This is a genomic window from Microcoleus sp. Pol17C6 (assembly GCF_036701145.1).
In the GTDB taxonomy this organism is placed as follows: Bacteria; Cyanobacteriota; Cyanobacteriia; order Cyanobacteriales; family Microcoleaceae; genus Microcoleus.
The window spans coordinates 28,249-48,538 of record NZ_JAUBQH010000017.1 but is presented as its reverse complement, the minus strand read 5'-3'; the positions used below and the strand labels follow the sequence as shown (position 1 = coordinate 48,538).

21 protein-coding genes are annotated in these 20,290 nt (G+C 44.8%); 15 read left to right on the top strand and 6 right to left on the bottom strand.

Going from position 1 to position 20,290, the window contains the following annotated elements; all coding sequences use genetic code 11:
* Positions 1-8 precede the first annotated feature (8 nt).
* Positions 9-497: a gluconokinase gene (locus QUA25_RS11035; RefSeq protein WP_333037532.1), complete on the top strand. Its 489-nt coding sequence runs from the start codon at positions 9-11 to the stop codon at positions 495-497.
* Between the two features lie 324 nt (positions 498-821).
* On the opposite strand, the gene QUA25_RS11030 is transcribed toward QUA25_RS11035, so the two are convergent.
* Complete coding sequence (locus QUA25_RS11030; RefSeq protein WP_333037530.1) at positions 822-1,799, bottom strand: carbohydrate kinase; 978 nt, start codon at positions 1,797-1,799, stop codon at positions 822-824.
* Positions 1,800-2,242: 443 nt separating this feature from the next.
* Here QUA25_RS11030 and QUA25_RS11025 point away from each other — a divergent pair, with 443 nt between their 5' ends.
* The 8 genes from QUA25_RS11025 to QUA25_RS10990 all read left to right on the top strand — a co-directional run bounded on the left by QUA25_RS11025 (position 2,243) and on the right by QUA25_RS10990 (position 8,231).
* Entirely contained in the window at positions 2,243-2,518 is a 276-nt protein-coding gene (locus QUA25_RS11025) for a photosynthetic electron transport-dependent transcriptional regulator PedR (RefSeq protein WP_006633901.1), read from the top strand.
* A 34-nt stretch (positions 2,519-2,552) separates the two neighbouring features.
* On the top strand, positions 2,553-2,834 hold the full coding sequence (locus QUA25_RS11020; protein ID WP_333037663.1) for a hypothetical protein: 282 nt from the start codon (positions 2,553-2,555) through the stop codon (positions 2,832-2,834).
* 130 nt (positions 2,835-2,964) lie between these two features.
* Positions 2,965-4,242, top strand: coding sequence for a histidine--tRNA ligase (gene hisS, locus QUA25_RS11015; RefSeq protein WP_333037527.1), 1,278 nt, complete (start codon positions 2,965-2,967; stop codon positions 4,240-4,242).
* A 273-nt stretch (positions 4,243-4,515) separates the two neighbouring features.
* On the top strand, positions 4,516-5,265 hold the full coding sequence (locus QUA25_RS11010) for a Uma2 family endonuclease (protein WP_333037526.1): 750 nt from the start codon (positions 4,516-4,518) through the stop codon (positions 5,263-5,265).
* A gap of 96 nt (positions 5,266-5,361) precedes the next feature.
* Positions 5,362-6,462: a DNA cytosine methyltransferase gene (locus QUA25_RS11005; RefSeq protein ID WP_333037525.1), complete on the top strand. Its 1,101-nt coding sequence runs from the start codon at positions 5,362-5,364 to the stop codon at positions 6,460-6,462.
* 141 nt (positions 6,463-6,603) lie between these two features.
* Positions 6,604-7,134: a deaminase domain-containing protein gene (locus tag QUA25_RS11000; protein WP_333037524.1), complete on the top strand. Its 531-nt coding sequence runs from the start codon at positions 6,604-6,606 to the stop codon at positions 7,132-7,134.
* A 140-nt stretch (positions 7,135-7,274) separates the two neighbouring features.
* Positions 7,275-7,922 carry a hypothetical protein gene (locus QUA25_RS10995; RefSeq protein WP_333037522.1) on the top strand — a complete coding sequence of 216 codons (648 nt, stop codon included), beginning with the start codon at positions 7,275-7,277 and terminating at the stop codon, positions 7,920-7,922.
* Positions 7,923-8,039: 117 nt separating this feature from the next.
* Entirely contained in the window at positions 8,040-8,231 is a 192-nt protein-coding gene (locus QUA25_RS10990; protein ID WP_333037520.1) for a DUF433 domain-containing protein, read from the top strand.
* A gap of 146 nt (positions 8,232-8,377) precedes the next feature.
* Here the strand turns inward: QUA25_RS10990 and QUA25_RS10985 are convergent, their stop codons facing one another.
* Entirely contained in the window at positions 8,378-9,592 is a 1,215-nt protein-coding gene (locus QUA25_RS10985; protein ID WP_333037519.1) for a class I SAM-dependent methyltransferase, read from the bottom strand.
* Between the two features lie 240 nt (positions 9,593-9,832).
* Positions 9,833-11,017, bottom strand: a complete 1,185-nt coding sequence (locus tag QUA25_RS10980) for an NAD(P)H-quinone oxidoreductase subunit H (protein WP_333037518.1) — start codon at positions 11,015-11,017, stop codon at positions 9,833-9,835.
* A 57-nt stretch (positions 11,018-11,074) separates the two neighbouring features.
* Here QUA25_RS10980 and rsmH point away from each other — a divergent pair, with 57 nt between their 5' ends.
* The 3 genes from rsmH (at position 11,075) to QUA25_RS10965 (ending at position 15,132) form a co-directional block, all read left to right on the top strand.
* On the top strand, positions 11,075-11,977 hold the full coding sequence (gene rsmH, locus QUA25_RS10975) for a 16S rRNA (cytosine(1402)-N(4))-methyltransferase RsmH (protein ID WP_333037517.1): 903 nt from the start codon (positions 11,075-11,077) through the stop codon (positions 11,975-11,977).
* A 562-nt stretch (positions 11,978-12,539) separates the two neighbouring features.
* Entirely contained in the window at positions 12,540-14,213 is a 1,674-nt protein-coding gene (locus QUA25_RS10970; protein ID WP_333037515.1) for a SpoIIE family protein phosphatase, read from the top strand.
* Positions 14,214-14,709: 496 nt separating this feature from the next.
* Positions 14,710-15,132, top strand: a complete 423-nt coding sequence (locus QUA25_RS10965) for an ATP-binding protein (RefSeq protein ID WP_006633914.1) — start codon at positions 14,710-14,712, stop codon at positions 15,130-15,132.
* Positions 15,133-15,479: 347 nt separating this feature from the next.
* Here QUA25_RS10965 and QUA25_RS10960 read toward each other — a convergent pair whose 3' ends face one another.
* Positions 15,480-15,914, bottom strand: a complete 435-nt coding sequence (locus QUA25_RS10960; RefSeq protein ID WP_333037513.1) for a nuclear transport factor 2 family protein — start codon at positions 15,912-15,914, stop codon at positions 15,480-15,482.
* 17 nt (positions 15,915-15,931) lie between these two features.
* On the opposite strand from QUA25_RS10960, the gene QUA25_RS10955 reads away from it, so the two are divergent.
* On the top strand, positions 15,932-16,159 hold the full coding sequence (locus QUA25_RS10955) for a hypothetical protein (protein WP_333037512.1): 228 nt from the start codon (positions 15,932-15,934) through the stop codon (positions 16,157-16,159).
* A gap of 102 nt (positions 16,160-16,261) precedes the next feature.
* On the opposite strand, the gene QUA25_RS10950 is transcribed toward QUA25_RS10955, so the two are convergent.
* Complete coding sequence (locus tag QUA25_RS10950; protein ID WP_333037511.1) at positions 16,262-17,224, bottom strand: orange carotenoid protein N-terminal domain-containing protein; 963 nt, start codon at positions 17,222-17,224, stop codon at positions 16,262-16,264.
* A gap of 209 nt (positions 17,225-17,433) precedes the next feature.
* On the opposite strand from QUA25_RS10950, the gene queG reads away from it, so the two are divergent.
* Complete coding sequence (gene queG, locus QUA25_RS10945) at positions 17,434-18,399, top strand: tRNA epoxyqueuosine(34) reductase QueG (protein ID WP_333037510.1); 966 nt, start codon at positions 17,434-17,436, stop codon at positions 18,397-18,399.
* A gap of 171 nt (positions 18,400-18,570) precedes the next feature.
* The gene (locus QUA25_RS10940) at positions 18,571-19,209 is read left to right on the top strand and encodes an HAD-IA family hydrolase (RefSeq protein WP_333037509.1); all 639 of its coding nucleotides are present in this window, start codon (positions 18,571-18,573) and stop codon (positions 19,207-19,209) included.
* A gap of 150 nt (positions 19,210-19,359) precedes the next feature.
* Here QUA25_RS10940 and QUA25_RS10935 read toward each other — a convergent pair whose 3' ends face one another.
* On the bottom strand, positions 19,360-20,187 hold the full coding sequence (locus tag QUA25_RS10935; protein ID WP_333037507.1) for an SWIM zinc finger family protein: 828 nt from the start codon (positions 20,185-20,187) through the stop codon (positions 19,360-19,362).
* Positions 20,188-20,290 lie beyond the last annotated feature (103 nt).

The following is a 20,290-nucleotide window of genomic DNA, read 5'->3' as shown; positions in this document are numbered from 1 at the left end:
TAAGTGCCATGATTACGATCGTGATGGGAGTCTCAGGTTCTGGCAAAACTACTGTTGGTAAGTTGCTGGCGCAATCTCTCAACTGGGATTTCAGCGATGCTGACGATTTTCACCCATCAGCTAATATCGATAAAATGAGTCGGGGCATTCCTTTAGAAGATGCGGATCGCCTTCCTTGGCTATTACAATTGCAAGCCGCAATAGACAGGTGGCTGTTAGAAAATAAAAATGTGGTTTTGGCTTGTTCTGCTTTAAAAGCATCCTACCGCGAAATGCTCTACCGAGACCAAAAGCGAATGAAGATAGTTTATCTCAAATGTTCTTTTCAGCTATTAGCCACAAGGTTAAAAAATCGCGAAAATCACTACATGAAAGCAGACTTGCTGTTAAGTCAGTTAGACAGTCTCGAAGAACCTGAAGATGCAATTATCATAGATGCTTCGCAGCCGTTAGAGTTAATCTTGCGCCAAATTAGAATTCATCTGATGTGCGGTTAATTGCCCACAATAAAACCTCTGATACCAAATCTGGCTTCAATACCCCTTGATTTCTTAGTTTCTCTCAGCTAGAAGGAGAGTTTGTATAGCAATCCTCGCATCATTTGTGAATTTCTTAATCCCGAGCGAGCTGGTTCGGGGAGGGTTGCGCGGGGGTAAAAAATTTACGACTCCTGCAAGGATTGCTATAGAGTATGGATTTCAAACAGCCGGATTGAGGTTTTTTAAGGCGGATTTAGTATAAAAGTTATTTTTTTCTGATAAACCGAGTTTCTGAACCAAATTTAGCCCCCTCTCCGTTTCCATGCTGATAGGTTTGCGGCCTTAATTTTTGTACAAATATAAGAAAGCTTCTACTTCAGCCGCAGTAGGTTGAGATCTAATTGCGCCCGGTTTCATCGCTGTCATGGCACCTACCGCACTGGCATAAGTTACAATTGTTTGGGCTATTTTGGGATCGGCTAAATTCTTAATTCCCTGCTTGCACAACTGTCGCACAAAACCAGCCAGAAATGCGTCGCCTGCCCCTGTTGTATCCTCAACATCTACTGTAAATGCAGGAATTTTTCCTTCATTTTCCGAGATACAATAAGCGCAACCTTTTTCGCCCGCAGTCACCAAAACGCCTTCTACAGAATCGAGACGGTAGGTAATAGCTCCAGCATCGGTAGTGTCAAACAACCATTCGGCTTCTTCCTCAGATAACTTGACAAAATCAACTTTTTTTAAAATTTTTCTAATGCGCGCTTTTGCTTCGTCTGGATTTGGCCAAAACACGGGACGCCAATTGATGTCAAGTATAATTTTAACGTCATACTGTTCTGCTAGTTCGATCGCTCGGACGATCGCCTCTCGACTTTCAGGATAAGCTAATTCTAAAGTACCTAGCACTAAATATTCGGCATTTTCAAACAACACTTCGGGTAGTTGTGCAGCAAGGAGGCGGGTGTCTGCAAAATCCGCAGTATCAAATTCGCCAAAACCGGCAAAATTTCGATCGCCCGCTTCATTCCGCAAGACATAAACTTGCCGCGTCGGCGCACTTGGATGTCGCTGCACTCCAGCGATATCAACCCCTACTTCTTGCAATACCTGCACTAGGGAATTCCCCAATTCATCCGCACCTACAGCACCGATAAATCCCGCCGCCGTCCCCAATTTAACCAAAGCACAGGCAACATTAGCAGGAGCACCGCCGGGATATGCCGTCCAAGATTCTACCTCTTCGAGAGATACTCCTGGTTTGTCTGCTAAACAATCAAATAAAACTTCACCCAGACACAGAACGCGAGGATAAGTCATAGAAATTTGAGATTTTAGATTTGAGATTTTAGACCAGCAGTAGACAGGTCAATAATGATTTTTAACCCATCCCAGAAAAATTGCAAGCTATTTTTTTATGGCTGCTCCTATAATATCAGACTTACTGATATTGGCAGTTACTCCCTAAAGGCTGAAATATAGTGCGGTCTTATAAGTTAGTTGTTTTACGCGCAAACATCTGCAGGTTGGGCCCGGATGTCAGATGCGCGTAGGTAAAGGCAGCATCTGCCACCCGACGCACAAGCAGTGGTGGCTGCGCGTCTTGCCGTGTGCGCGCTGGGTTTGCACTCCTGGCCATTCTACAAGCGAGTTTGTGCTTCGGGCCCGAAAGAGTAGCACAGCAAATTTAATTTTCTCTTCATACTCGATCCCTCATCCTTTAGAATTGTAGATAGGTAAATATGCAGACATAGGAAAAATTTATGAGTGGGATTGTCTCTGGGACCCCTGTCACCCTGTCGGACAGAGAATTGCAAGTGGTAGAGTTAGTAGCGGCCGGATTGACTAATGAGAAAATCGCCGAAAAGTTAGAGATTAGCAAGCGTACAGTTGACAACCACATTAGCAATATCTTGAACAAGACGCGCGCTGACAATCGAGTTACGCTTGTACGCTGGGCGTTGCAGTGGGGAAAGGTATGTTTGGACAATATTAACTGCTGTCCTCTACCGCGGCCGATCGATAAAGAAGTATCTTAAGTAGGGATTTTGGTTGGGGACAGGCAAAGAAATGATGCAAACGGCACAAGAAAAACAACTCCGCTATCAAATTCAATGCCCTGGATTGCCACTGGCGGTGTATCGCGAAGTGGCGATCCATTTGCGTCAAGTTGAAGGGGTGGAAACCGGTTTAATTCCGCAGCAGTCGCAGCGGTTTGATTACTACGAGAGCCAAGTTGGGGGTTTGTGGATACAGTATCCTGAAGGGTTCGATTTGGCAGGTCGCGAGCGGGTCGATCGCATTTTGGCTTATTATGGCGATCGTTACGGAGCGTGGGAATTATTAAGTCATTAGTTATTGGGAATTGTTAGTTGTTGACTGTTGACTGTTAACTGTTAACTGTTAACTCTTGACTAATAACTAATGACTAATGACTAATTACTAATCACAACTGACTACTGCCAACTGACTACTGACTAACAAAATGAGTGCAATTAAAACTTTACCGGGAACGCGGGATATTTTGCCCGCTGAAATTCAATATTGGCAAAATATAGAAGAAGTCGCTAGAACAATTTTGAAAAAAGCGGCTTATCGAGAAATTCGGACGCCAATTTTTGAACAGACATCTTTATTTGAACGCGGCATCGGCGAAGCTACCGATGTCGTAGGCAAAGAAATGTACACTTTTAAGGATAAGGGCGATCGATCGACTACTTTGCGCCCAGAAGGCACCGCCGGGGTAGTCCGAGCTTTTATTCAAAACAGTTTGTACGCGGCGGGAGACGTGCAGCGTCTGTGGTATGCGGGGCCGATGTTTCGCTACGAACGCGCGCAAGAGGGAAGACAGCGGCAGTTCAATCAAATTGGCGTGGAAGTCTTGGGGAGTGCGAATCCTCGTGCGGATGTCGAAGTAATTGCGATCGCCTGCGACATCCTGCAAACTCTCGGTTTAAAAAATTTGCGACTAGATATTAACTCTGTCGGAAATAAGGAAGACAGACAAAATTATCGGCAAGCATTAATAGATTATTTTACACCGTACAAAGACGAATTAGACGCCGATTCCCAAGACCGCTTGACTCGAAACCCGCTGCGGATTTTGGACAGCAAAAATCAGCGTACTCAAGAAATTGTAGCTGGTGCGCCGAGTATTTTAGAATATTTGGGAGAGGAATCGCGATCGCACTTCGAGCAAGTGCAGCTTATGCTCACAAATTTAGGAATTAGCTATCAGTTAAATCCTCGATTAGTGCGCGGTTTAGATTACTATACCTACACCGCCTTTGAAATTATCTCCGACGATTTGGGAGCGCAAGCCACAGTTTGCGGAGGCGGCCGCTACGACGGTTTAGTAAAGGAATTGGGCGGCCCAGATACGGCGGCAGTCGGTTGGGCAATGGGTATCGAAAGGTTGATTATCCTGCTGCAAAAGTTGCAACCTTTGCCCGCGCCCAAGTTAGATTTCTATTTGGTATCCAGGGGCGAAAAAGCAGAACAGCAATCAGTATTGTTAGCTCAAAAATTGCGAAGTGCCGGGTTTAGTGTAGAGATAGATTTGAGTGCTAGTGCTTTCGGCAAACAGTTTAAAAGAGCCGATAGAAGCGGTGCAGTTGCGTGTTTAGTTTTGGGAGATGCGGAAGCTGAAAACGAGACGGTACAATTGAAGTGGTTGGCGAGTGGTGAACAAAGTGCGATCGCACAATCAGAACTGCTAGCAATGACCACCGAACTAAAGCAGAAGATCGTAGCTGCATATTAAGTCCGACAGGGAATGAATTCCCTGCCTCAAAGCGAAAGTCCTCGCTATGAGGACTAATTATTTTAACAGTCTTCTTCTCAGTCCTCTTAAGAGGACTTTCGCTATTAGCCAGGGGTTTCAACCCCTGGCGGACGGTCGGCTTAAGTCGTTACTAATTGGCTCTGCCCGGTAACGCATACCCAGAGGCTCTGCCTCGTCATTAAGCCATTAACATTAATCCCAAAAACCAAGAGATATAATTTAAGCATTAAAACATTTAACCTCTGATAAACTATGTCGGTAGGAACTAAAAACCTAGAAACAAAACTCACAATCACCTGGCCGCTACTACCAGAAGATTTTCAACTACCAGACGACCCCGTGGAAGACGAAAGCCAACCATTATTAGCCGCCGCTTTGCGCCAGCCGCTAACAGCATTTCCAGAATTAATGCAGGATGCCTTAATTGTTTCCAACTTTGCCTTGTGTGCAGGCCTAAGTTTCCCAGGTTCAAGCAGCGACGAACAGCGCATTATCTGCAAAGCACCCGATTGGATGTACGTGAAACCCGTCAATCCAAAAAATGTCTCTCAAGTACGCCGCAGTTACACGCCACACACAGAAGGAACCATCCCCCAAATCGTGATGGAATTTCTTTCAGAAACCTATGGAGAAGAATACTCCGTTGAATTTACCTCGCGGGTGGGAAAGTGGTATTTTTACGAGCAAGTAATCAAAGTCCCCAGATACGTCATATTCCAAGCAAAAACAGCTCATTTAGAAGTTTACGATTTAGAATCAGAGCACTACAACTTGCAAAAACCAGATGAAAATGGACGTTATTGGATACCGGGATTAAACTTGTTTTTAGGAGTTTGGGAAGGAACCCACGAAGGAAGGACAGGCTGTTGGTTGAGGTGGTGGGATGCAGAAGGCGAGTTATTGCTGTGGTCGGAAGAAAGAGCCGATCGCGAACGACTCCGCGCTGAAAGATTGACCGAAAAATTGCGTCAAGCGGGGATCGAGTTAGATGATGAAGAGTGAAATATCAATTGATGAGTCGAGTTCGATCGGGTTTTGGTATGATGACACTCTTGTGGTGCGGGCATCCAGCCCGCCCTTGGCTAACTTTACACTCCTATGTTAATCGAACGTCTCCAGCCGATCGCCTGGACAAAAAAACCGCGACTCATCTCCTTATTTTCTGGTTGCGGCGGCATGGATTTGCCATTCCACCAAGCCGGATTTGAGGTAGTTTGGGCGATCGACTCCAATCAATACGCCTGCAAAACATTCAGCAGAAACATTGCTGATGTCATCGTCAACGACAGCATAGAAAATATAGACATTGCACAAGTGCCCGAAGCAGAAATATGTATAGGAGGGTTCCCCTGTCAAGATTTCTCCCTAATTTGGAAACGTCCGGGACTTGAAGGAACCAGAGGCAATTTATATACATACTTTCTCGATTTTGTCAATAAAAAAAAGCCGAAAGCTTTTGTAGCAGAAAATGTCAAAGGCTTATTAAGTGCGAATAATTATCAAGCAATAAAACAAATAATTTCTGACTTTGAAAGTATCGCTCCAGGCTACTTAGTTAAACCTAAACTCTACAACTTTGCTGATTACGGAGTTCCGCAATTTCGCCAAAGAGTGTTATTAGTTGGCATTCGGATGGATACAGGATTTAACTTTGTGCATCCTCAGCCCGAATACGGTCAAAATCGCAAAAATCCTTATCGAACTGCGGGCGAAGCACTCAAAAATGTGGAAGCAGTTCTTGACAATAACAAACATCATAAAATTCAAGCCCGCACCGTTGAAATTTTAAATCGAATTAAACCGGGAGGCAATTTCTCTGATATTCCCAAGGATAGTCCATACTATGTTAAAGGCATGATCAGTCACGTTTATCGGCGAATTCATCCAGATAGACCATCCTCGACAATCATTGCTGGTGGAGGTGGCGGGACTTGGGGTTATCATTATTTAGAACCGCGTTCTTTAACAAACCGTGAAAGGGCAAGATTGCAAACATTTCCCGATGATTTTGTTTTTGAAGGTTCTACTACTGAAGTGCGGCGGCAAATTGGCAATGCAGTGCCGCCGCAGGGAATCGCGGCTGTTGTTGAGTCTTTGATTCCGCTATTTAAGGGGGATTATCCGCAAGTGGATTTATATGAAATGAGTAAAAAGTTGCAGGGGATGTCTATTCAACAACGATTAAAATGGGCTGAATAAGAGGGGTACGAGCAGAGTTTTCCGTTAATTTAAAAGTGTGGTATAATCAAAATACCTGAGTCAGACGAAGCTTAAATCTTATATCTAAGTCAGGTTATATATTTTTATTTATCGGTGTGTGCAAAATGAATCATTACTCGCGTGAACAAAAACTTAAATACAGGAAATCCCTCTAGAAACACACCTCATTACGAGTATCCCGAAGGCATACCTGAGTGCCATGCGGACATCGTAGAGGAACTACAGACGAAAGTTCAAGATATTCGGTTGATCCATATCCAAAAAGGAGATTCAAATAAAAAAAATCGTTCTGGCAATGCTGCTGTTGTCAAGTTGGAGATCCCGACAGGCAAAGTCTATAACCTAGAAGCTACCAGCAAGCGAGATCCTCTGAATATTCCAGGTGAAGAGGATGGGCCAAAGCAGTTTTTTGTACCGAGGTTTGATAGAGCAAGAGGCTGTTTGAATGAGTGTGACGCTGAGTATAAGCTTTTTAATGCACTCGCACAAGACTTGGAAAGAGATGATGTTTCCTTGGATGTAGAAGGAATACTCTACCTCTACACTGAGAAAGATATGTGTTCTGGCTGTAACATTACTTGTGATGAGGACTTTAAAATGAGATTTCCGAATATTCAAGTGATTATCTTCTACAACCAGCCATATCCGTAGAAGTACAGGATAGAAAGTCAGTAGAGCTTACCAGGGCTTTACTGGCTTTTCTGGGTAAGGTAGAATGGAGGTGATATGAAGCTTAATATTACCTGGCTCCTAGTTTACGATTAAGAAAAATACATAAGGAGGGAAAGTCAATGATACAGTTTGACATAGGTCATTACACCGATTTCAAGTTGCCCAACAATTCAGATATTCCAGAGCAATTACAACTAACACTTCACACAGTTTGGGACAGAAAGTATCGCGATTTATACGAAAGAGGCGGAAACAGCGATGTAGAAGAAGCCTTTGTAGAAGTAATGACATCCTTTGGGATGCCTAATAATCAAATATCCCATCAGCGATACGTCTATATGGCTTATGGAATAGCATTAGCAGCTAAACCGACGATTAAACATTACTTTCCTGAAGAAGACAAGGCTGATAGAGTTCAAAAAATTGTATCTTGTTGGCTGAAGGATGGTTGTGAAATTCCCGAAACTTGTGCAGATACCTTGTTTCCTAATATCAACAAAATTGGAAAATATCAAGCTACTGACGAAGCTTATAATATCTTCTATGGCTTGCTGCAAACACTCAATACAAAAACAGCCTATAATGCCATCTTAGATATTCTGTATGATGCCATTACCGGCGATGCTATTTCTGGTTTTGCTGTGGCCAAACGAGATATGTTTAATTGGTGGTTGATTGAGGTGATTCCGGCTGCCTATTGTTTAAAGCTGCCATCTACTTTATATTCAGGAAAATGGGAATTTCCGCCACTGAGTCAGTGCGCTTAAGTAATGACCAAAGCAATTATTACAGCTTAATTATTTAATAATCATGGGAATCCAGTTATTGACAATTACGAGCGCTCTCATTCATACTATAACTAAGCGTTGTAGGAGCTAACTTTAATGTCGGATCTATTCGCAAGAATCACTGTTAATCCTAGACAGTGCGACAGTCGCCCTTGCATTCGCGGCATGAGAATTCGGGTATCCGACGTACTGGACTTATTTGTGGCTGGTTTCAGTGAGGAACAAATACTAGAAGAAATGCCCGATCTTGAAGCTGACGATCTGAAAGCATCTCTTTTGTATGCTTAGCGCAAACTCAATCATCCGGTATTGGTTGTATGACAATAATTTGGGTAGATACAGAATCAATCAAAATTACATCAGCGTTAATCAGCGTTCATCTGCGGTTCCAAAAATCTCAACTATTAAATTAGTTAATCATCAATCTGGAATTATCAATCAGGCACCATCAAGCCCTTCAATATTCTCCCCTTTTCCTCCTCCCTCAACCCCTTACACTGCACCAAAACCCCAAAACCCCCCAAACCCATCGGATCGATCAATTGATGCAAAGCCTCCCGTCTGCGCAAAAACGTTGCCACATCCAATACTTCCGCATCATTTGTAGACAGAGAAGCAAGGCGATCGCCCAAACCCAACGCCATCAAAAACAAAGCCTGCTGAGTAAACCCTACCAAATCCAAACCGCACAATTCACCCTGCCTTTCCAGCGCCGTAAAATTAACATGAGCCGTTAAATCCTGCCGCCCCACATTAATATAAGGATTATTGTGATATCGGTGCAGATAATAACACTGTAGTGTCCCCTCCCTGCGCCTCGGATTGTAATAGCGGTGCGCCGGATAACCGTAATCAATAGTTAACAAATATCCCCGTTGCAACTTTTGAGCAACTGTACTCATCCAGTCCAAAGCCGCCAAATTCACCTCACTGCGATAACCATTCCCATAAACACTCGCCGACAAATCGAGTCCCACAAAATCAAAATATTCAGCAATTTTAGGCGTAGAAACTTCGCCAAATATTTCAACAAATTTTATTTCTTCTTGCTCATTATTTGGTGTTTTTGCGGCAATATAAATCTCCCTAACTTGCCCTTTTTCCAGAATGAATTGATGCACGGGCAAAGCATCCACTAACTCATTAGAAAAGAAACAACCGATTATTGAATTATTAACTATCTCATCCCAATTGCACCACTTAACACACTTGATATCACCTAACTTTTGGCGTTGTTCCGCTTGAAGTATTGGCGAAATTTCAACAATTATGTATGTTAAATTTTTAAATAAGTCGGGATGTTGCCGTTGCAGATATTTCAGTAAATTTTCGGCAAAAATTCCCCGCCCAGCGCCCATTTCTACGATCGCGAAATTGAAAGGGCGATCGAGCAATTCCCACATTTCCACAAACTGCTCTGCCAAAACCTCCGCAAAATCAGCCCCCCAATGAGACGACGTGATAAAATCGCCTTGTTTGCCGATCGACGGGCGATCGCTATTGTAATAACCGTGCTGCGGATGATATAGTGTTAAATCCATATATTCAGCAAAAGTAATTCGCTGCTGGGGACTGGCGGCAATTCTTTCGCAGATTAAAGCACAGAGCTCCGGATTGCTGTCATTGATATCTGGTTGCTGGACTTTCATAATTTATCGAATCAAAGTTGATGTTATTTCATTTGTGAAGGAGAGATTTTTTTTATAAACCGCAGAGGGCGCAGAGGGCGCAGAGGGTACAGAGGAAGAGAGAAGAGAGAAATCAGGTATATTTTAGCTACCTTAACAGCAAAATTAATCGATATCTATCCGCGTTTATCTGGGGTTCAAAAAAATCAACCCGGTTCCATAAAAAACCGGGTTAATTTCTTAGATAAAAACCGACAAAACCTACCTGTCAACCGAGCCCATAATAATGTCGATACTACCCAAAATTGCAACCAAATCCGCAATCTTCACGCCGCGTACAATGTGAGGCAAAATCTGCAAATTATTAAAATCTGCAGCCCGAATCTTCCAGCGCCAAGGAAACACACTATCATCCCCGATAATATAAATCCCCAACTCACCCTTGCCGCTTTCAACGCGGACATAATGTTCGCCCTTGGGAATCTTAAAAGTCGGCGCTACTTTTTTGCCAATAAACTGATAGTCAAAACCATTCCATTCAGATTTGGGACCGCTTTCGAGTCGCTTCGCTTCCAAATTCTCGTAAGAGCCGCCGGGGAGTCCTTTCAAGGCTTGATAGATAATCTTAACAGACTCGCGCATCTCCCGAATCCGTACTAAATACCGGGCTAAACAATCGCCAGCAGCTTCGGTACAAACTTCCCAGTCGAAGTCGTCATAACATTCGTAATGGTCAACTTTCCGCAAATCCCAATTTACGCCGGAACCGCGCAACATAGGGCCGGATAGTCCCCAGTTAATCGCTTCTTCGCGAGAAATAGTACCCAGGCCTTCAATCCGGCGGCGGAAGATTGGATTGTTGGTAATTAAACGTTCGTACTCGTCAATTTTGGGAATGAAGTAATCGCAGAAATCTTCGCACTTATCTACCCAACCGTAGGGCAAATCTGCGGCGACTCCGCCAATGCGGAAATAGTTATTATTCACCATGCGATAACCTGTGGCTGCTTCCCACAAGTCTAGAATTGGTTCGCGATCGCGCATAGTATAGAAAAAAGGAGTTTGCGCGCCCACGTCCGCCAAAAACGGCCCTACCCACATCAAGTGGTTAGCAATCCGGTTCAACTCCAGCATAATTACCCGAATATAACTAGCCCGTTTCGGGACAGCAATATTTGCCAACTTTTCCGGTGCATTCACTGTCACCGCTTCGTTAAACATCCCCGCAGCGTAGTCCCAGCGGCTCACGTAGGGCACGTACATCACGTTGGTGCGATTTTCGGCAATTTTTTCCATCCCCCGGTGCAGATAGCCCAAAACAGGCTCGCAGTCCACCACATCTTCCCCGTCCAGGGTGACAATTAACCGGAGTACCCCGTGCATGGATGGGTGGTGCGGCCCCATGTTGAGCACCATCGGTTCGGTTCTAGTCTCAATTCTTGACATAATTAAATGAATTAATGATTACTGACTATTGTTGATTTTTGTTTCGCTTTATAGATTATGAAGGATATCGAGCTCTCTGAGAAGGATACCCCTGGATCAGATGTCAGTATTGACACCTATCACGTTCCAGTTTTGGGTCAAGAATTAATTGCGGGTTTGGCTGTGCGTCCAGGCGGACACTATTTGGATGCGACACTTGGGGGCGGCGGACACACGAGTTTGATTTTAGCGGCGGCGCCAGATGTTACAGTGGTGGCGATCGACCGCGATGAACAAGCCATCCGTTTTTGCCAAGCCCGATTTGCCAACTCTCCCGTTGAGTTTTGGCACGGCAACTTTGCTGAATATCAGTCCCCAGAGGCCGAATTTGATGGTATCATAGCAGACTTGGGCGTCAGCTCTGCTCAGTTCGATACACCGGAACGAGGATTTAGTTTTCGCCACCCAGCTCAACTAGATATGCGTATGAACCAGCAGCAATCTTTGACGGCAGAAGAGATTATCAACCACTGGGAAGAAGTTAAACTAGCAGATATTATTTACAAGTACGGCGAGGAGCGACTGTCGCGGCGCATCGCAAGGCGGATTGTGCAAGGGCGTCCTTTTCAAACTACAACAGAACTTGCAGGCGCGATCGCCTCCAGCTTCCCCCCCAAGCAGCGCAACGGCAGAATCCATCCGGCCACCCGTACTTTCCAAGCTTTAAGGATAGCTGTCAACTCCGAACTCGCTTCTTTAGAAACTTTCCTCAACCAAGCCCCAAGGTGGTTAAAACCCGGTGGGAGAATCGGAATCATTACATTTCACAGTCTCGAAGACCGACCAGTCAAGCACCAACTCAGAGGAACACCCAATTTGCAGGTACTGACAAAAAAGCCGATCGGGCCACAATCCGAAGAAGTCGCTAGAAATCCCCGCTCTCGTTCTGCTAAGCTCAGACTGGCAGAAAGAATAACTTGATTCGGCAGTAGTAATATGCTTGCTGCAAAAAGTTCAGAGATTGGGGAGACTTGCATGCAGCAATCAAGTACGATGCGGCAAAGATGTAGGGAATAGCGCCAACAACCCACCACTAACCCTCCGGGTACAGTGGGGCTTGAAATACAGCCAGTGTTGACCAGACTTAGGTAGCAATACCTGCGTTAGTAGTAAGTGTTAAAATTCACACCGAGGACAGTGCCGAGCTAGTTAAGAACTCTGCAATCAGAGCATTAATTAGCAGTTTTGAATGCTGGTGTGTTTAGAAAAGTACCGACTGCTAACAAGGTCATTGCTCGTATCACAGCGTGAAAGCTGACTCGGGAATTTTCCCTATTGAAGCGGCCTACCGAGGCGGGTTACAGTATCGAAAGCCTCTCATCTGTGCGAACAGATGGTGCGAAAGGAATGCTCACCTTGAGGTAAAACGGGTTTCTTTAACTCAACTTGACGTAACTGATATGTTGCATATATCCAGCCCCCCTTTTCCTCCCGCCACCTTGCTGATTACAGCTATGGTGGGGGTTTTCAAGGGGGAAGAAAGATGAGTCGGGGAGATGGAAGCAAGCTGAAACTGATGGTAGTCGATGACGAACCCGACAACTTGGATTTATTGTACCGGACGTTTCGACGCGACTTTCAGGTTTACAAAGCAGATAGCGCCCTCAGCGCCCTGGAAGTTCTAGACGAACAGGGTGAGATGGCGGTGATTATATCTGACCAGCGGATGCCAGAAATGAATGGCACCGAGTTTTTGGGGAAAACAGTCGAGCGATTTCCCGATACGATTCGGATTCTGCTAACGGGATACACCGATGTTGAAGATTTGGTTGAGGCCATCAACTCAGGTCAAGTTTTCAAATACATCACCAAACCGTGGAATCCAGAAGAACTCAAATTGGTGATCAATCAAGCCTCAGATACTTACAAATACTACAAGCAGCGCAGCGTTGCATTGCGCCGCGCTTTACGCAAGGAATCTCTGTTCAATGAGGTAATGAGCGTCATTCGCGGGTCGCTAGATTACTCTAGTATGGTACAAACTATTGTTCAAACCGTAGGTCAAACTTTTGAGGCCAACTATTGTATGCTGCGGCCGGTAGAGAGCGATCGACTATTGCCGAGTACCTTCCCCTACCAAGCCCAAACCGACGATGCCAGTAGCTTTTCTTTTGATGAAAATTTGCTGGTTCAAGCTGTAGCCACCCGCCAAACTCAAGTGAACTCAAACAGTGGGGGGAATGGTAACTCGGTTGAGATTGCCGTGCCCCTGACTTACCAGCAAGAATTGCTGGCGGTACTGGCTTTGTCCCAGATTGGCGGCACTAACCCTTGGTCGGCAGAAGATATAGAGTTAATAGAAGGTGTAGCAGCTCAAGCTGCTCTCGCCCTGTCTCAAGCTAAGCTCTACCAGCGCACTCTGGATTTAGCCAAGCAGATGCAAAACGAGTTGGAAGTGGCTCGCCAAATCCAAACAAACTTGTTGCGCCAAAGTTGGCCGGATTTTGAAACTGTCAGAGTGCAAGCTTGCTGCTATCCCGCGCGGGAAGTTGGTGGCGACTTTTTTGAAGTCTACGTCCACTCCCAAGGAGATATTTGGATAGCGGTGGGAGATGTTTCGGGTAAGGGAGTTCCGGCTGCTCTATTTATGGCGAGCGCGATTTCGGTGATGAGGCGGGAACTTTCCCAAGAAGTTTCTCCAGAACCCGCTCAAGTTATGCAGAACATGAATAGCAGTATGTCTGACGACCTGATCGGGAACAACCATTTTATTACAATGGTTGTAGCTCGTTACACTCCGTCAACGGGACACCTCGCCTTTGCTAATGCCGGTCACATTTACCCGATTGTTTGGTCTCACTCGGAGGTGAAAGCTCAAGCCGCTAGCGGTAAAACGCCAGCCGAGCCGAATTTCCTGAAAGCTCGTGGCATTCCCTTGGGGATACTACCAGTTTGGAGAGGCAAAGCAGGTACGATCGAATTAAAGTCAGGAGATGTATTTCTGCTGACGAGTGACGGAATTACTGAAGCTAGCGTGACCACTGAAGCGGTCGCAGGGGGTGTACCAACCCGTTCTATGCTACAACAAGAAGGGCTTTGGCAACTATTGATTCAGGAACCTGGTTCTTTCAACTTGGACAATTTGTTGGCTCACATCCGAGCCGATAATCCCGTTCAGGAAGACGACCAAACCATACTCTCTCTGGAGGTTCTTTGAATCTGTCAGCGACTCCCGACCCATAGTCGGGGGTGAGAGCCGAAAAAACTTAAGCCCTGCTGGTTGACGGTTCACAGAGTAGTCCTGCAAAGGACGGCGTTATCGTCAACAGTAAAAAACCTAGCCGGCGATGGCGCAGCTAGTTTCCTGAATCGCTTTCCTGGGGGATTAAACACCTGTAAAAGGTTAAGGTAGAAGGCATTGGTCAGAAAAAACCAAAGCTTAAAAGCCAGGGATTGAAACAAAGATTTTTTATACCTCGCTGCTTGCAGTCTCGGTATAATTATCAATTGTTAATGGGCTTTAGACCCATAACTAAAGTTTTCAACTATACTCTTAACTTCTGCCTTCTACCGAATCATGAATGCCTGATTTTTCAACAGAAAAGGCTAGTATCCCCCAAGTAGCGACAAGTATTGAGGCCGAATCCATTCGGCGCGTCGTGTTTCATACCTGGTGTGAATACACAGGGTTTTCAAACTTACGGGATTTTTTTATGAATACTGAGCTTCATGTGCCAAGCGACTTGCGGTTTTTAACAATTGTTGAAAATTGGTTGCTGAGCAGTTTGGAAGTAGAGCTAGGAGAGCACGTCGATTGGCCGCGTCAGTCGAATCGTTTGCGCTTGGTGTTAGCAGAAGCCTATTCTAACGTGATCCGCCATGCTCACAAAGATCAACCCAATTTGCCCGTGTTAATTCGCTTGAATTTAAAAAATAGGGATATTGGTTTAGAAATTTGGGATTACGGTAAAGGTTACGAAATGGATACTTACAATCCCCCGAGGCCGGAAGCTAAACAGGAAAGCGGCTACGGCTGGCTGATTATGAGTAGACTTATGGATCGGGTGGACTACACTTTGCAAATAGACGGTCGCAACTGTCTAAAGTTGGAAGCGAGTTTGCCGGAAAAATCTTAATTAGTCGTTAGTCATTAGTCATTAGTCATTAATGATTGGCAATGCACTTTTAGACTCGCTTTGGCTGTCTGTCGCACGCGCTGCGGTGACAGCCAATTTTCCGTGCAGTAGCGTCAGCCCAAGGCGAGACTGTAAGATTGTAGGGGTAAAGTTCCGATCGCACAAATACCAAACAAACGGGATTTTTATACCGTGAGTGGCACTTCACCAAAGATTTGGATCAAAACCCGGTTTCTGCCTTATTCTGGCGATAAAAAGCCGATTAACCTGTCGATCGCACGACTTTAGCTATTACGTGCGATCGACAGGTCAAACCAAAATAGAGAATTTAAATCTGAAACAGCTTATTAAGCATCAAATTTTTTCTGTGACCGCAGACTTAGCAATTCTTGGGGAGAAGCTAACAGTTTGACGGTGACAGAAAGGATTTTTTGGTCAGAATTGAGCAAGAATAGCCATCCGACATTAACACCAAATGCGGAAGTTTGCACTCGACCGCTGACCTGAACTTCTACTTTGCCATCTTCTAAAATTTGGCTGACACCTTTCTGGGGTTCTAGCTGCATTCCTCGTGCTTCTTTTTTTAGATAAGTGGCGATCGAGATGCTGCCGATAATTGGATCTTCAAACGGCGCGTGCAGAACCCCGTCATCGGCAAATAAATTAGCCGTCGCTTCAAAATCGCCCGCGTTTAAAGTTTCAAAATATTGCACTATCCCTGGCATTGTGATGCCTGCAATCTTTATAGAGGTAGTTAAAATAGGTCGAGTTGTTGCGGTCATAAAACAAGTGATTTCAAATGAATGAGTATACTGTAATCATTCTCTTTGTCGCAGCAAATCCCTCAAAAGATATAAGTAGGGGTAGGAAAATAATTCTCCGAAAAAAGGAGGAATCGGGAACCGCAGAGCGTCGATCGCCGCTTTCAGAGCGATCGACCAACATCAATATTACTTTCAAAAAATGTAAGTGTAGCCAACCTGCAAACCCTGATACCATCAGTCATTTCCCATCCTTCAATTCTTGAATCTAAAATTTAAAATCTAAAATCTAAAATGATAGAAACCCAGACACCTAAAGGCATCTGGGTTTCTGGCTAAGTCTGTTTGACTGACCGAACCAGAATATTCTATTTACGCATCAAATTGAGCAATTCTTTAGGAGATGCCAACAAGTCGATCGCCACAAAGAAAATTTGACCTTGGGGATCGAGCAAAAACCGCCACGCGATGTTCATACCCACATTCGATCCGAACCAGGGAGTTTCGACTTTGCCAGTGACTTTCACTTGGCGGTAGCCATCTTCTGCGGGTTCCGATACGCCTCGCTCGGGCATCATTTTCAGTCCGACGCACTCTTCCCGCATATAGTTGAGGATAGCGTCGCGACCGACGATCGGCTTTTGGAAAGGTGGTTGCAGGGCACCTTCTTCAGCAAATAAACCGACGGCGGGGGTGAAGTCGAAGGCGTTCATGTAGTCGATGTAGTTGAGGACAGTCTGCTCACTGATACCCTCAATTTGGGTTTTCACCCGCTCTTCTGGAGCGGTGGGAGTGCTGCGGGGGGCCGAGCGTTTGCCGTACTCTTGGTTAAAAGCAGGGTCATAGCCCATGTTAACTACGGTATTCCGAAGTACGGTAATTTGCTGGCCTGGATCGAGTTTCTTGATGGTTTCGAGAACTGCGGTGGCTTCGGGAGACATTTGATAGCCAGCGGGGATCGGAGCGACAAGGCCCTGTTTCATCAACTGCCCCAACTCGTACCAGAAACCGAGTTTGGTGTTGACGCGCAAGGAAGTGTAAATCCGACCAATCGTTGTGTCGGCGTTGCTGGCTAGGTCAAACATGGTTTTGCTTTGAGCAGCAGGCGACATTTGCTTGATTTCGCTCAGAATGCCTTCGACAAGCGCCATGCTGGCTACTCCCGGTGCTGCTGCGGTAATGGAAACGCCCATTTCGGTGTAGGCATACCAGAGCAGTGCGAGTTGGTCTTCAACGCTGAGTTTGTAGAACGCTTCCGTGGTAGCCGGAACAACGCTAGCAATCTCGGTGTTGGAAAAAATAGATTGAGCTGATTGAATACTAACTGCCATGTGTATGCTGTGGGATTCGCTGTCGGTTTTACTTGCGTACTTGAATTAGCGAATCGAATTCTCCCTAAATTAAATTATGTAACATTTTTGACATTTTGGAGTTCAAATTTATAAATATAAAGATTGTCAAAGTATTATCAATACTGTCCCAAAAATACTCTTAAAGTTACTAGACTTATGGCACAAATTGTGCGGTGGTTTCTTACGTGATGAAAAAATCAATTAATAGCGATCGCATTAAGCAAAAAGCCATTGAGTTGGGCTTTCACAAAGTCGGTATCGCCTCAAAAGACACGGATTTCGATCTAGAAAAACAAAGATTGCAAGCTTGGCTGGACAAGGGTTATCAGGCGGATATGGCATGGATGGCAAACCCGAAACGGCAGGATATTCGATTAATAATGCCAGAGGTGCAGTCGTTAATATGTGTCGCCATCAACTACTACACACCTCACCAACGCCCCTCAAATCCCCCTTGTGAGGGGGGGGTCAAGGCAGGGATCGAATATGCTAAAATCTCTCGCTACGGTTGGGGGCGGGATTACCATAGAATTTTGCACAAAAAACTGAAGGTTTTGGCAAATTGGGTGCGATCGCAAGGCGAGGGAATTGAAGCGCGGTATTATGCTGATACCGGGCCGATTCAGGATAAAATGTGGGCGCAACGTGCCGGGATTGGCTGGATTGCCAAAAATGGTAATGTAATTTCGCGCGAATACGGTTCTTGGGTGTTTTTGGGAGAAATCTTGACTAATTTGGAGTTAGCGCCCGATGCACCCCATACGGAACATTGCGGTACTTGCACTCGCTGCATTGAGGCGTGTCCGACGGGGGCAATTACTGAGCCTTTTGTGGTGAATGCCGATCGATGTATAGCCTATCACACGATCGAGAATCGAGCCGAAAAATTGCCCGACGAAATTGGATCTAATTTACAAGGTTGGGTAGCAGGTTGCGACATTTGTCAGGATGTTTGCCCTTGGAATCAGCGATTTGCTAAACCAACTGATGTGCCAGAGTTTGAGCCTTATCCTGAAAACATAGCCCCGACACTTGCAGAATTAGCCGACATTTCCGACGAGGAATGGAATCGCAGATTTACAGCTTCGGCGCTGCGACGCATTAAACCCGAAATGCTGCGGCGAAATGCGAAAGCCAATCAAATTAACGATTAAAAGTTGAGATGTTCGCGCTCAGGGTGCTTAGGGGCACCTTACCCTATAGATAATAACCATAGGGTATGTACGCCTCGCCAAGCGTCAATACATTATGCAGTAAGTCATTCCCAATCTCAAATCTAAAATCTAAAATTGTATGCTTCCCCGTTCCTTATTTGCTATTGTCCAATGACCAAAGTAATTATTTTTGATTTTGACGGTACTTTAGCAGATACAATCGATATTCTTCTAAGCATCACCAACCGTTTGTCAGCAGAATTGGGCTTTAAGTCTGCGACCAAAGAGCAAATAGCTCAACTGAGCAATTTAACTTCTTGGCAACTCCTTCAGTATTCGGGCATTTCTATCTTCAAATTCCCACTGTTGATTAGAATGTTGAAAGCAGAGTTACGCAGCGAAATTCCCAACATTCAATTATTTCCTGGAATTAAAGAAGTTTTACAGGAGTTAAAAAAACTAGGATTTCAACTGGGCATTATCACATCTAATTCCCGAGAAAACGTCTTGGCATCGCTGGAAAAAAATGGTTTGCAAGACACTTTCACCTTTATTTACTCTGGGTCAACTTTTGGTAAACATAAAGTTATTAATAGCTGGTTAAAAAGAGAACATATAGATCCTAAACAAGTCGTTTATGTGGGAGATGAGATTAGAGATATAGAAGCTGCTAGAAAAACAGGAATTAAAGTAATGGCTGTAGCTTGGGGTTTTAATTCTCAGGAGGCTTTGGCTGCACACAATCCAGATTTTTTGATTAAACGCCCCCAGGAATTGATAGAGATTATGAGTAATTTGCGGGAAGTGTAAACTGAAATTGCCAAAAGTAAGACTCGTCGGTTGAAATCTATTCTAAACAAACTCTCGTTCCAGCAGAGAGGGACTCAAGAATAAAATGGGTATTAAAGCCTGATTTTTATCCGCCATATTCCCTAGTATCATCTCTGCGAATAAATTATGTTAATCTCCTTCGCTCCGTTTCAGTGCTGCTAAAACTGCTTGCTGGCTAACTGCTTGGTAGATTTTGCTAAAATGCTGCTTGAGTGCGTCAGATGCAGGGGAGGATTTGCTAGCGGTTCCTTTTCCGTCGGTTGCGATGGGAATTGGGCCTAAGATATCTAATACTGTTTCGCTGCTGGGCGGCGGTACAATAACTACTAAAGATGATTCTAGCTGTTGGTTATATTCCCAAAAGCGATCGACCTTTGGCACTTTAGAATTGGCTGTGGGGGAATTTTCGCCGGAGTTGAGTTGGGAATTTTCCTCTCCTTGCGTACCTCGTCTTTGACGAAGTGCTGTCAAAATTTGCTCTTTGGTTCGGCCCCGCAATTGAAAGAGTACGAAAGGGTCTTCGCTGAAGCGATCGCCCAATAAGTAGTATACTGCACTGATGTGTTTGCAAGGGTTTTTGGGGTCAGGACAGCTACAGCGCGATCGAATATCAGATAAGCTTAACGGAAATAGCGTTTTGCCTGCTGCTGCAAATACATCTTCAATATTGTGCGGCATTTCTCCTGCTAAGAGTTTAGCTGAAAAAACTGCTCTTTGCGACATATTTTCAATCACATAATCCCAATCTTCATCGCTTAACGTATCAAGTCCTAAAGAAACTTGATAGGGTTTTGGATCTGTTCCCTGAACTATGGCAATTACTTCTTGATTGGGAAATTTAATGCTGAGAACTTTACCTTCGCGCGCATACTGCCAGCCACGTTCTAAGCGCTTTTTGAAGCGGTAGGTATTGATTAAATCTAACCACTGTTGTGTCCACCATTCTCTGTCAATCATAAGCCCAAGGAAGAAGGAAGTTCGGCAACGGATTCTGTAACGGATGTAACGGATGTCAGGAAGAAGGAAGAAGGAAGAAAGCTTTAGTTATCTAGGAGAGTCA